Origin of the sequence: Polaribacter staleyi (genome assembly GCF_038024045.1) — a bacterium.
Taxonomy (GTDB): domain Bacteria; phylum Bacteroidota; class Bacteroidia; order Flavobacteriales; family Flavobacteriaceae; genus Polaribacter; species Polaribacter butkevichii.
The window spans coordinates 2,274,584-2,287,794 of the sequence record NZ_CP150665.1; the positions used below are offsets into that span (position 1 = coordinate 2,274,584).

Annotated in this window: 13 protein-coding genes; 6 read left to right on the top strand and 7 right to left on the bottom strand. The window is 29.8% G+C overall.

All coding sequences use genetic code 11. The features are described 5' to 3' along the window. The 3 genes from WHD07_RS09670 to WHD07_RS09680 all read left to right on the top strand — a co-directional run bounded on the left by WHD07_RS09670 (position 1) and on the right by WHD07_RS09680 (position 2,490). The gene (locus tag WHD07_RS09670) at positions 1 to 1,167 is read left to right on the top strand and encodes a peptidogalycan biosysnthesis protein (protein WP_343328232.1); all 1,167 of its coding nucleotides are present in this window, start codon (positions 1 to 3) and stop codon (positions 1,165 to 1,167) included. Positions 1,168 to 1,176: 9 nt separating this feature from the next. Beyond that, positions 1,177 to 2,043, top strand: a complete 867-nt coding sequence (locus WHD07_RS09675; protein ID WP_105049969.1) for an acyl-CoA thioesterase — start codon at positions 1,177 to 1,179, stop codon at positions 2,041 to 2,043. Between the two features lie 93 nt (positions 2,044 to 2,136). After that, positions 2,137 to 2,490 (top strand): SdpI family protein, encoded by a 354-nt coding sequence (locus tag WHD07_RS09680; RefSeq protein ID WP_343328233.1) that lies wholly within the window; start codon positions 2,137 to 2,139, stop codon positions 2,488 to 2,490. Here WHD07_RS09680 and recO read toward each other — a convergent pair whose 3' ends face one another. Both recO and WHD07_RS09690 read right to left on the bottom strand, forming a co-directional pair. Continuing rightward, positions 2,491 to 3,213: a DNA repair protein RecO gene (recO, locus tag WHD07_RS09685; RefSeq protein ID WP_158840297.1), complete on the bottom strand. Its 723-nt coding sequence runs from the start codon at positions 3,211 to 3,213 to the stop codon at positions 2,491 to 2,493. Position 3,214: 1 nt separating this feature from the next. Next, on the bottom strand, positions 3,215 to 5,575 hold the full coding sequence (locus WHD07_RS09690; protein WP_343328234.1) for a hypothetical protein: 2,361 nt from the start codon (positions 5,573 to 5,575) through the stop codon (positions 3,215 to 3,217). 244 nt (positions 5,576 to 5,819) lie between these two features. Here WHD07_RS09690 and WHD07_RS09695 point away from each other — a divergent pair, with 244 nt between their 5' ends. Further along, a complete protein-coding gene (locus tag WHD07_RS09695) occupies positions 5,820 to 6,797 on the top strand; it encodes a class I SAM-dependent methyltransferase (RefSeq protein WP_343328235.1) in 978 nt (325 codons plus the stop codon). A 48-nt stretch (positions 6,798 to 6,845) separates the two neighbouring features. Beyond that, positions 6,846 to 7,319 (top strand): CYTH domain-containing protein, encoded by a 474-nt coding sequence (locus WHD07_RS09700; RefSeq protein ID WP_343328236.1) that lies wholly within the window; start codon positions 6,846 to 6,848, stop codon positions 7,317 to 7,319. Between the two features lie 4 nt (positions 7,320 to 7,323). Here the strand turns inward: WHD07_RS09700 and trhA are convergent, their stop codons facing one another. Continuing rightward, positions 7,324 to 7,962, bottom strand: a complete 639-nt coding sequence (gene trhA / locus WHD07_RS09705) for a PAQR family membrane homeostasis protein TrhA (RefSeq protein ID WP_343328237.1) — start codon at positions 7,960 to 7,962, stop codon at positions 7,324 to 7,326. Next, the gene (locus WHD07_RS09710; protein WP_343328238.1) at positions 7,959 to 8,723 is read right to left on the bottom strand and encodes a lysophospholipid acyltransferase family protein; all 765 of its coding nucleotides are present in this window, start codon (positions 8,721 to 8,723) and stop codon (positions 7,959 to 7,961) included. The genes trhA and WHD07_RS09710 overlap by 4 nt, the downstream gene beginning before the upstream one ends. A gap of 238 nt (positions 8,724 to 8,961) precedes the next feature. Between WHD07_RS09710 and trpS the strand changes: the two genes are divergently transcribed. After that, a complete protein-coding gene (gene trpS / locus WHD07_RS09715; protein WP_343328239.1) occupies positions 8,962 to 9,930 on the top strand; it encodes a tryptophan--tRNA ligase in 969 nt (322 codons plus the stop codon). Positions 9,931 to 9,994: 64 nt separating this feature from the next. On the opposite strand, the gene WHD07_RS09720 is transcribed toward trpS, so the two are convergent. The 3 genes from WHD07_RS09720 to WHD07_RS09730 form a co-directional block, all read right to left on the bottom strand. After that, positions 9,995 to 10,978 (bottom strand): DUF4837 family protein, encoded by a 984-nt coding sequence (locus WHD07_RS09720; RefSeq protein ID WP_105049962.1) that lies wholly within the window; start codon positions 10,976 to 10,978, stop codon positions 9,995 to 9,997. A 106-nt stretch (positions 10,979 to 11,084) separates the two neighbouring features. Further along, positions 11,085 to 12,401: a lytic transglycosylase domain-containing protein gene (locus WHD07_RS09725; RefSeq protein WP_105049961.1), complete on the bottom strand. Its 1,317-nt coding sequence runs from the start codon at positions 12,399 to 12,401 to the stop codon at positions 11,085 to 11,087. Positions 12,402 to 12,409: 8 nt separating this feature from the next. Continuing rightward, on the bottom strand, positions 12,410 to 13,171 hold the full coding sequence (locus WHD07_RS09730) for an exodeoxyribonuclease III (RefSeq protein WP_105049960.1): 762 nt from the start codon (positions 13,169 to 13,171) through the stop codon (positions 12,410 to 12,412). Positions 13,172 to 13,211 lie beyond the last annotated feature (40 nt).

Here is a 13,211-nt window from a genome sequence, read left to right on the forward strand (position 1 = left end):
TTGATTTGTTGTACAAATACAAATACTGCATTATTTTTCTCTTCTATAGATGAAATTCCTTTCCAGATTTGGGAAGCTTTAGATTGTACCCAAAATTATTACTTTCATCCTGATTTTTTAAAATCATTAGAAAAAAACCATCAAGAAATAACCTTTTCTTATATTGTTTTAGTGAATCATAAAAAAGAACCAACTGCTTTTGCTAGCTTAAAAATTATTGATTTTGAACTAAACTCAATTAAAAATGATTTTGAACTTTTAAAAACCATTGGTAGAAAACTACATGTATTTCCAGATAAAAACCCCTTAAAACTCTTAATTTGCGGCAACACTTTTGTAAGTGGAGAACATGGTGTTTTTATAAAGGAAAATCAAGATAAAAAAGCCATCATAAAAGAATTGGCAGAAAGCATTAATCATTTTGTAAATTCTGATAAAAAACTAAAAAAACAAATTGATGCTTTCTTACTGAAAGACTTTACAAAAGAGTCTCTATTTATTTCTGATGAACTAACAGACTATAGCTATCATCCGTTTTCTGTAGAACCAAACATGAAACTAGAAATTGATGAAAATTGGCAGAATTTTGATGATTACTTAGCTGCCATGAAAACCAAGTTTAGAGTAAAAGCTAAAAAAGCTTTTAAGCAAAGCGCAAAAATTAAAATTAAAGAAGTTACTTTAGAAAACATCGATGAAGTGTTACCTAAAATGACTGCTTTATATGAAAAAGTGGCTTTAAATGCTGGTTTTAATTTAGGTATTTTCAACTTAGAAACATACAGAGATTTAAAAGAAAAATTCGGAGAAAATTATATTCTAAAATCTTATCATCTAGAAGATAAAGTAGTAGGTTTTATCTCTGGCATCATCAATAAAGATTCTTTAGATGCACATTTTGTAGGTATCGATTATCAGCTAAATAGAGAACATGCTATTTATCAACGAATGCTATATAATTATATAGAAATTGCCATCAGTAAAAAACTAAAAAATTTAAACTTCGGTAGAACTGCTAGCGAGATAAAAAGTTCTGTAGGTGCAGTTCCTCAAGATTTAACCATGTATCTTCGTCACAAGAAAACTATAAAAAACAAAATTTTAAAGTTATTTTTGCAAAGAGTTCAACCAACTCCATTTCAACAAAAATTTCCTTTTAAACTGTAGAAACGAAGCATGAAAAACACTAAAGAATTAATTGCCCTGTTAAACTTAAAAGATTTAGGAAATCATAATTTTAGTGGAAACAGTGTAACCATTGGAAGTCCACATGTTTTTGGCGGACAAGTATTAGCACAAGCAGTAAATGCTGCCTATAAAACAATACCACAAGATAGAATTTTACACTCTTTACATTCTTATTTTTTAGAAGCAGGAGATTTAACAATTCCTATAAATTACCTTGTAAAAGAAGTTAGAAACGGAGGTAGTTTTTCTACAAGAAGAGTTACAGCTAGTCAGAATGATAAAACAATCTTTATTCTAGCCGCTTCATTTCATAAAAAAGAAGAAGGCTTTGAGCATCAGGTAGCTTTTGATGCAACAATAAAACAACCCGAAAAGTTGTTAAGTTGGGACAATATATTAGAAAAGTTTGGTGATTTTTTACCAAAATCTATGAAATATTTTTTAAGTATAGAAAGACCCATAGAGTTTAAACCCGTAAGAATCCCCAATCCTTTACAACCCGAAGATTTACCACCAACAGAACAAGTTTGGTTTCGTTTAAAAGGAGAAAAACAAGATTTAGATTTTAGAACAAAACAAGAAATTCTTACTTATATTTCTGATTATAACATACTAAATCCTGCCTTTAACCCCAATGCAAGTAATCATAATTTTGGAAACACTCAAACTGCTAGTTTAGATCATTCTATGTGGTTTTTTAGAGATTTTGACTTTGATGATTGGATGTTATATACAGTAGAATCTCCTAATGCTTTTGGAGCAAGAGGCTTATCTAAAGGAAATATATTTACAAGAGATGGTAAATTAATAGCTTCTGTAACACAAGAAGGCCTATTAAGACCGATTAAAAAGTAAGCAGTAAGCAGTAAGCAGTAAGCAGTAAGCAGTAAGCAGTAAGCAGTAAGCAGTAAGCAGTAAGCAGTAAGCAAAATTAAAAAATTATAACAAATGAGTCCTATTATTTATATTTTAACCACAAACGGATTACTTTTTATATTGAGTATTATTTTTTGGAAATTTCCACCAAAAAAAATAAATAATTGGTACGGTTACAGAACTCCTAAAGCAACGCTAAACCAACAAATTTGGGATTTTGCAAATAGCATATTTAATAAAAACTTGGTTATTTACGCAGGAATTTCTTTTCTAGGCGGTTTGGTTTTTGCTAATTTTGCTACCAAAGAATTAACTTGGCAACCAATGGTTCTGGTGCTTTTATCTGTTTTAGTAAGTGTTATAAAAACAGAAAGAGCATTAAACGATCATTTTACCGAAGAAGGAAAAAAGAAGAAACTTAAATAATTAACTAAAAACGGTTTCTAAAATTTGTAATGATTTCGGTTTCCTAAAACCATCTAAATGCAACTCGAAATATTGAATTATTATTTTTAATACTATTTGTCTTTCTTGTTTACCAAAAGACACGTTTTCTATTGCATCAAAATTGATGTCTAACAGCTTTTTAAATTGATAATAACTGTTTCCTGAAATAATATTTTTATATGGAGTTAAATCTGTAAAATTTCCTTCAACCAAATCAAACCCTAATTTATCACTTTCAGACAAGTCTGGATAAAAGCCTAAAAAACGAGTTAAATTCAATAAAAATAACAAGTGAAAATTTGAAATTTTATCATGTAGATCTAACCAGATAAGTCCAGATTCTAAATACTCAAAAAGTTCTTCATTTTTTTCTTCTTCTTTTATCGCATAAGATAAAACTTCAGATAAAAACATAACTACAGATTGTTTTACAATATCTTTATAAATGGTTTGATATGGATTAGAAATTTGAACCTCTTTAATAGAGTTTAAATTTCCTTTATTGTTATGGCTTGCAACAATAATTAACTGTGTTAGAGGTTGAAAATAAGCCGCTTTTAGCCCACCTTTTTTTGCTTTTAAAATTCCTCTAATTAAATACGATTTTACACCTTCTTCTTCCGTATAACATTTTACTATTAAACTAGAATCGCCATATTTTAAAGAGCTTAAAATAATTGCTTTAGTTGTTACAACTGCCATTTTAATTTACAATTGCAATTTTTGTAACCGCTGTTTCAGAAGCATCATCATTAGAAAGTAAAACAATATAAATACCAGAAGCAACTTTGGTACCTGCAAGATTTTTTTTATCCCAAACCACTTTTCCTCCTTGTAATTCTTGTCCTTCTACAACATTAGATTCATACACTAAATTGCCTGCAACATCTATTATTTTTACGTTTGTTCCTTTGGGTAAATGTGTTCCGTTTCTACCATCAATTGTAACTGTTTCATGATTTTTTAACGCAGGGTTTGGATACGCATAAACAGCCCCTAAAACATCGCCAAAAGGGGCAACTTTACTATTGTAAACTACAATACCTTTGTTGGTGGCAAAATATACTTTTCCGGTACTATTATCTACCGCTATTTTCACAATTTTATTAGAGGGTAATGGCGAGTTTTGCATGCTAAAATTGGCCAATGTTGTTTGTCCGTTAGAATTTGTATAGATAACTCCTCCATTATCTGTACCAAACCACTTATTTTCTGCACCATCCACTACAATAGAATTAATGGTTTGATCTCCTAAAAGTCTTTCTCCAAAACCTTCATCATTTCCATTAATAACTACTGCATTTGCATTTGGAGTTGCATCATCAAAAATCCCTGATGCATTATTATACACTACCAAGCCAGACTTAGTACCCAACCAAACTCTATTATTACCATCAATAGCAACTGTTCTTACATTTACATCTGGCAGGTTTCCTAAATTTGGTGTTGCAATTAATGCTTTCTTTCTATTTCCGTTTTCATTAAACACGTACACACCATTTCCTCTAGAGCCATACCAAAGACTATTATTTCTATCCACGGCAATCTCACTTAAACCAAACTTTTCGCTTGTTTCTACAGACCTCATATCATAACTAGACCATTCACCAGTTGTAGAGAGCTTCTTTAATTCGTTACCTAAACCAATATTTGTTACCCATAAATTTCCTTGAGCATCAAAAACGGATGTACTAACCCTTATGGTAACTTTACTAGGATCTGTTGCGTAAATATCTTCTAAAGGGCTATTTAATTGATTATAAAAGGTTTTAATTTCATCGTTTTCCACCACTAACAAACCACCTGTTGAAACACTATTAACATCATTGGTATCACCAAAAGAACTAATAAACACTCTGTTATCTGCATTAGAATCTATCGAAACATGGTTTAAATCTGTTACAGGAAAGTTAGAATTAAATTTAGTGTTTATCCAATTTTCTCCATTAAAATGACTAAATCCTTTTTTATTTTGAATTGGACCATAAACACTGCTATACCCTCCATAAACTACCCAAACATTATCATTGCTAGCAGCTATAGAAAAGACATCATTAAACAACGGCCCTTCTGGATGAATTTCTTTAAAACTTCTTAATTGACCAGAAGTTGTATTTAAAATACCAAACTCTTTGGTTCCTAAAAAAACGGTATCATTTTCAAAATAGGATGCATTTAAGGTAAAGTTAGTATCTGTATTTGCAGTAACCCTAAAGATTTCATTCATTGTTAAATCTAAAATAATAGCCGTATTATTTAAGGTTAAAGATAAATTAGCTTCCGATGCTTTTATGGTTGAAATAATATCACCGGCAAATGTTTGTTTTGGAGTTAACACACTTCCATTTAAACCAAATAATGTGGTGTTTTTTTGGCTACCTACTAAATAATTTTCTACTACGTATAATTGATTGCTTAACAATGTAATTTGGGTAAAGTCTCTACCAGAAAACTGTTCTTGCCAATTGTTAAAATCAATCAATAAATTACTGGTTACATCTGCCTTATAAATTCCTCTGTCTGTAGCTGCGTAAATAAACCCATTAAAAACTTCTGTTTGGTGCACTAATAAAGAGCTAGAGCCATTACCAATAAAATAAGTGTCTCCAAATTCTAATTTATCAATATCATAAACCACTATACCAAAAGGGGTTGACAAGTATAAATTGTTATTAAATTCTGTAATATCATTTATACTTTTTTCTCCAAATTGATTAAAACTTACAATATCCGATGAAATCGTTATTTGCCCGTCATTATCTACAACCTCTACCAATCCATTCTCATAACCAATTACAAGCCTTTTAAAGGCACTGCTATAATGAATGGAACTTGTTGTTTCTCCAGACAAACCTTGTACAGAAGACAACTTGTTAAGTTCCTCTGACACTATATCATAGGTAAAAACAGCATTATCTGCCAAGGCATAAATAACATCGTCTACCTTAACAAAATCTTTTACATTGTTATAAGAATAAAAGTCTTCCCAAGAATCGCTATAATCTGTTTGTGCAGAATAGAATACTGTAAAAAATAAAATATAGAGTGAAAAGAGTTTTCTCATTGTTTTAATTTGATATTTCAAAGATATTTCTTTTTTATCATAAAACGTAAACATGCCACTATTAGTACATGTTTAATTTTATTTTTAAACCTACTCTTTTTTAATAGAAATCTAAAAACTAGAGAAAGAATTCTTTTTACATTTCCTTTTAATAAAAAAAAGTACTTTTGTAATAATTAGTATATTCTTAATAAAAAATTGGCCTTCTAAAGTTCTAAAAAAAGCATATTACATCAAAAAAAAAATGAAAATAATTACTTTAGATGACTTTATAGACACATACTTTAAAGCAGTACAAAGAGGCCATAAATTTTTCTTTTCAAAATTTACGTTTAATAAAGAAAATAGAACTAAAAGTGCTTTTGATAATACTTCTTTTGTTTCTTCTAACTTTTGGTCTATTCCCAAAATAAGAGAAAGATGGAATTTATTAATTTCTGGTGATCAAAATAAAGATTACATCGATTATATATTAGAAGATGTATTAAAGGAAAAAACGAACTTAAGATTGCTTTCTCTTGGTTCTGGAGTTTGCAATCCAGAAATTGAATTGGCTAAAAATAACTCCATTTTTAAAGAAGTTGTTTGCATAGATATTGCTGATAATCTATTAGAAATTGCAGCAAAAAAAGCAGCAAAAAACAATGTAAAAAATATTACGTTTGTTGCTAAAAATATTGACGATTTTGAGTTTAAAGAAAATGATTTTGATATTGTATTCTTTAAATCGTCTTTACATCATTTCGATAAAATAGAATCGCTATTGTCTGGTAGAATAAAAACAGCCTTAAAGCCTAATGGTTTTTTAATAATAAATGAGTTTGTAGGTGCCACAAGGCATCAATTTACTAAAAACCAAATAAAAGCAATTAATGAAGCTTTAAATTTAATTCCTAAAAAATTTAGAACACGGTTTAAAAGTAAACTACATAAAAACAAATACAGAGGTGTTGGTGTGCTTAGAATGATAATGGCAGATCCATCAGAATGTATCGATTCTCAAAGCATTCTTCCGGCCATACACAAACACTATAATATCACTGTAGAAAAACCGTACGGTGGAAACTTATTGATGAGTGCATTAAGAGATATTTCTCATCATTTTTTTGATCTAGACTCAGAAAAAGAAAAAGTTTTAAAAGAGCTATTCACCTTAGAAGATGCTTATTTAAAAACAAATCAATCTGATTTTGTATTTGGAGTTTATAACAATAAAAAATAACTTATTTAATTGCTAAAGCTTACTTTAAAGAACTAATAATTAGAATGTATGAGTGTAGAAATAGAAAGAAAATTTTTAGTAAAAAACGATGATTTTAAAAGTGATAGTTACGCACAAAAAAGCATTAAACAAGGCTATTTAAATTCTGATAAAAGCAGAACAGTACGCATTAGAATTGCCGACGATAAAGCTTATATAACAATTAAAGGACAATCTAATATTTCTGGCACAACACGTTTTGAGTGGGAAAAAGAAATTGACAAAAACGAAGCAGAAAATTTACTTTTATTGTGCGAACCAAGTATTATTGATAAAACCAGGTATTTGGTAAAAGTTGGCCCGCATACTTTTGAGGTTGATGAATTTTATGGTGATAACAAAGGTTTAGTGGTTGCAGAAGTAGAATTAAATTCTGAATCTGAAGAATTTACCAAACCAAATTGGCTAGACAAAGAAGTAACTGGTAATGTAAAATACTATAATTCTAGTATTAGCAAAAACCCTTTTAAAGATTGGGCATAAAAATTTACAAATAATAGATTGCCAAAAAATGACTTAAGCTGCCCAATAATACAAACACATGAAAAATAGCATGGTTGTAAGGCATTTTCTTAATAGAATATAAAATGGCGCCTATTGTATAAAAAACACCTCCTGCAATTAATAAATTAAAACCAAAACTGGTTAACGCCCCCATTAAAGGTTTTATAAAAAACACCACTTGCCACCCCATTAAAAGATACATTGCTGTAGAAAGTTTATCAAACCTTCCTGTAAAAAACAACTTTAAAATAACACCTGTTAAAGCAAAAACCCAAACAGCAATAAACATATACCAACCTAAATTAGAGTGTAAAGCAACCAAACAAAAAGGAGTATAACTACCCGCAATTAGCACATAAATAGCTGCATGGTCAAAAATATTTAACCGTCTTCTTTTCTTCGGATTTTTTGCTGCGTGATAAAACGTAGAAGCTGCGTACAAGATTATTAAACTCAACCCATAAATTACAAAACTAGTAATATTCCAAAAGTTAGCATATGTACTCGCTTTTATAATTAAAAAAGGAAAAACCAAAATACTTGCAAACAAACCTAAACCATGAGACCAAACATTTAATCGTTCTTCGGTCTCAGAATATCCATGATTTAATTTTTCACTCATTTTTTGCTATTTGTGTCCTTCATATATTTTTTATCATTTACCAAATCATTGTAAATAATATCAAATGTTTTATCTTTTAAAGTATTCATATCACGTATAGACAATCCCGTTGTTGAAATAAACGGATGTTGATGTACTCTAATTGTTCCGATACCTCCTTTAAAAACATCCCAAGAAAAAAAACGTTTGCAATCGTAATAAACCTGAGGCACAATTGGCATCTCAAATTCTATTGCCAAACTAAAAGCTCCTTTTTTAAAAGGTGCTAAAACTACCTCTTCCTCAGGTACTAATCCTTCCGGAAAAATAGCCATACTTACTCCGTTTTGCAGTCTTTTTTTAGCCATTCTATACACCCTTCGCCTACTTTCTGGGTTTGTTCTATCTACCATAATAACTGCTCTTTTGTAAAAAAAACCAAAAACAGGTATTTTAGCCAACTCGTGTTTACCCACAAAAACAATTGGGTTTTTACTTAAAACAACCAACACAAACGGGTCCATTAAAGAAGTATGATTGGGACAAAACATATAACTTTTGTTAGGCTCAATTTCTTCATCTAATTGAATGTCTAATCTAAAACCCATACCATAAATAAGTACTTTAGACCAAATTCTAATTAGTTTCCATAATAAGTGATAAGAATCTTCCTTTATTGTAAAAATAAACAATAAAGGAGACATTAATATAACCGTTGTAAACATTAAAATGTAGAACCACAAGCGCCAAATTAAAAGAAAAGGAATTTTAATATACTTCACAATATTCATAAACGTTTAATAGTATCTTTAAGTATCTATCATTAAAAAAGAATAAAAAATGAGCCCGCAAAGAGCTCTCTAAAAACAAAAATACTAATATTCTTTTGTTTGATTGGTTTTCTTAAACAAAACCTTATTTTTGCTATCCGAAACGGTTTTTGTATCTCACTCAAATATTATTTATTTTTTTTGATAAGTTTCAGATACCTTTTTTTAAAAATAAAATAAACACAGCATAATGTCAAGAATTTTAACAGGTGTACAAAGTACAGGAACACCACATTTAGGAAATTTATTAGGAGCTATTTTACCTGCCATAGAAATGGCAAATAGCCCAGAAAATGAATCTTTTATATTTATAGCAGATATGCATTCTTTAACACAGATTAAAGATGGAAATCTATTAAGAGAAAACACTTATAGTGTTGCTGCTACTTGGCTTGCTTGTGGTTTAAATATTGATAAAACACTATTTTACAGACAAAGTGATATACCACAAACTACAGAATTAACTTGGTACTTAAGCTGTTTTTTTCCGTACCAAAGGCTAACTTTAGCACATGGTTTTAAAGACAAAGCAGATAGGTTAGGTGATGTAAACGCAGGTTTATTTACATACCCAATGTTAATGGCGGCAGATATTTTATTATATGATGCAGAAATTGTTCCTGTAGGTAAAGATCAATTGCAACATTTAGAAATGACAAGAGATGTTGCCAATAGGTTTAATCATATTGTTGGCGAAACATTGGTACCACCAAAAGCAGAAATTAAAGAAGGCACCAAATTAGTTCCTGGAACTGATGGAGAAAAAATGAGTAAATCTAGAAATAATATTATCAATATTTTTTTACCAGACAAAAAATTAAGGAAACAAATAATGTCTATTAAAACGGATAGTTTAGGTTTAGAAGATCCTAAAAATCCTGATACAGATAATGTTTTTGGTTTGTATAAACTATTAGCTTCTGAGGCTCAAATTGCAGAAATGAGAGCTAATTACGAAGGTGGTAATTATGGTTACGGACACGCTAAACAAGCTTTGTACGAATTGATTTTAGAACAATTTTCTCCTATAAGAGAACGTTACAATCATTTTATGGAAAACAAGCATGAAATTGATGCTGCTTTAGAAATTGGAGCAGAAAAAGCATCTGAAGTTGCTAAAGGAGTTTTAAAAAGAGTAAGAGCCAAAATTGGTTACTAGTAAAATAAAAGCATAAAAAAAACCGAAAGTAAATTCTTTCGGTTTTTTTATGCTTTTATTTCTTTTACTTAATCTTCATAGATTTAGCAATAGCCTCTAATTCAAACAAAAAAGCTCTTTTGTTTACCGAAGGAGCATATGTAAATCCTTCAAAAATAACAAGTCTATTATTTTTCTTATCAACCACGGTATAATTTAAAAAAGGCCCCGCCATAAAATCGTTTTTCACCTCCCATTTACCACGAGTTTCATAAGCTTTTTTGCCATCTATAACCGCATCAAAAGTAAAAGGTGTATATGCTTTTTCTGTAATCATGTGCATGGTTTCTGGGTCTGAACCCGGAATGTATTTTTTACCAATTCTATTTCTAACAGCCACAATACTGTCTGCTACTTTTGTTTCGTCTTCTAAAGGAACAGAATACACTAAAATATTATTACTTCCTGTTTTTGCAATTCCGCTAGATAAATGTTGACGTAACCATAAGAAATCACCTGTATCATCTACCGTATTAAAATTCTTGTTGATGGTTAATGAAATTCCTAAATTTTGCAATGTTTTAAATTGAGAATCATCTAATTTATGTTTTGCAAATAAATGCTGAACCATACTAATATCAGATTCTATAAATGTTTTGATGATTTCTTTTTCGTGCTTTTTAAACATTTTTACAACACCTGCTCTGTCTTTTGCATATACATAAACAATTGTTTGTGGTTGAGCGTACACATCCTTTTTTACATAGTATTGCTCTTCGTCACCAACCCCAATAATCATAATATTTCTACCCACTTTCATCATGTTTCCAAATCCATTTGGAGCCACTTGAGACACAGATAAAAGAGATTCTGGTTGCGGTAAACCCACCATCAATTCGCCAAAAGAGTTTCTTATTTCTTTACCAATATCGCCATTCCAATCACTGGCTTTGGTAACTACCATTACTTTGTTTACTTTACCTACAGATGATCGTAGCGTAATTTTTTCATTGCCTCCGCAAGAAGTTAATAAAAGTACAATTGCAAATAGGGTAAATATATTTTTCATAAGTTTAGCTTTTAAATTTCGTTCTAGGTATTTAAACCTAGCACTCCAAATATTGTTCCATTTTTAAGTTTAATCAAAAGAAACCTTCTTTATTTATAAATAGTAGTTAACTACCTAATTTTTTAGGATAAACAGATAATCTTTGCCCTATTTTTAATCGGCTTGTTTTTAAACCATTCCAACGTTTAAGGTCACTTACACGCACTCCAAATTTATTTGCAATCTTACCTAAATAATCGCCACTTTTTACTTTATAACGAATACGCTGATCCATTTCAAAGTATTTAGGCAAAGGTTTTTCTCTTTGCGCATCATCTGTGTCTGCTAAAGCATAAATTTCTTTTTCTTTATCTAAAAAGTTTATAATCTTATCGCTAGGTAATCTTAAAGCATATTTTCTATCTTTTATAAACGGAATAATATCTAACTTATAAGATGGGTTTAATTCTGATAAAACTTCTTCATCAACATCTATTTTTTCTGAAATTTGATCGAAACTAATGGTTCTTTTTATTTGAATTGTATCGGTTTGAAAATTAAAGAATTGTGGTAAATCAGAATAAATATTATGTTCATCTGCATACTCAAAAATATACATGGTTGCATAAAAAGCAGGCACATAACTTGCCGTTTCTCTTGGTAAATAGGGTCTAATATTCCAATAATTTTTATAACCTCCAGAACGTTTTATGGCTTTTCTTACGTTTCCTGGTCCTGAGTTGTATGCTGCTAAAGCCAAATCCCAATCACCAAAAACAGTAAATAACTGACTTAAATATTTACATGCTGCAATGGTTGCCTTTACAGGGTCTTGACGCTCATCTACATAAGAGCTTACTTTTAAATCAAACTCTATACCTGTACCATACATAAATTGCCACAAACCTGTTGCACCAACACGCGATTTTATCTTAGGTCTTAAAGCAGATTCTACAATAGCTAAATATTTCATTTCTAAAGGAATATCATATTGATCTAGATATTGCTCAAACATTGGAAAATAATACTTTGCTTTTGCAAACAATGCTGGATAATATTTTTTTCGATACAATAAATAACTATTAATTACATTTTCTAAAGACGGATTAAAAGCTAAATTAAAAGGCGTTTTATTGTTTAATGCAGCAAGACGTAACTTTAATAAATCTGTTGTTAAAACCGTAGAGGTATTCCCAACAATATCTTTATCATTGATAACATAAGCCAGAGAATCTACTAATAATGAGTTAAATTTTTCATTTACTAATAAACTATCAATAAGATCTAAATCGCTATCAGAAAAAAACGATTGATCTATAGGTTCTTTTATAGAATCTTTGGCAATAAATACAGTATCTGCTTTTGTATTTAAAGATAAAGTGTCTTTTTTCTCTTGAGAAAAAATAGAACTAGTTATTAGGAGGAATATAATTAGTTGCTTCATATTTAATTTTAAAATTTAAGTTCTACAGCAATTGGACAATGATCTGAATGTTTTGCTTCTGGCAAGATATATGCTCTAGAAATTTGATCTTTTAAGGGCTCAGAAACCATAGCGTAATCTAAACGCCAACCTTTATTATTTGCTCTAGAATTTGCTCTGTAACTCCACCAAGAATATTCTTGTTTTTCTTGGTTTAGAAAACGAAAACTATCTATAAATCCACTTTTAATAAAATTACCAATCCAAGTTCTTTCTTCAGGTAAAAAACCAGAAACTCCTTTCATTTTAGGATTGTGAATATCTATTTCTTCATGACAAATATTGTAATCGCCACAAATAACTAAATTAGGAATCTCTTGTTTTAAGGTATTGATGTATTCTTGAAATTCATCCATATAATTAAACTTAAAACTTAACCTTTCAGAATTTGTTCCGGATGGTAAATACAAACTCATTATAGAAACATTATCAAAATCTACACGTAAATTTCTACCTTCAAAATCCATCGATTCTATTCCGGTTCCGTATGCAATATGATTTGGTTTTTCTTTACAAAAAATGGCTACCGAAGAATACCCTTTTTTCTGAGCAGAAAACCAATAATGATACGGATACCCTGCATTTTCAAAATCAGTAAGATCTAATTGTTCTTTGTGCGCTTTGGTTTCTTGTATGCAAATTACATCTGGGTTTGCGGCTTCTAACCAATCTAAAAATCCTTTTTTTAAGGCTGCTCTAATTCCGTTTACGTTGTATGATATTATCTTCATTTATATTTTTTAATCCTCTAAAAGAGAACGTATTCTTAAT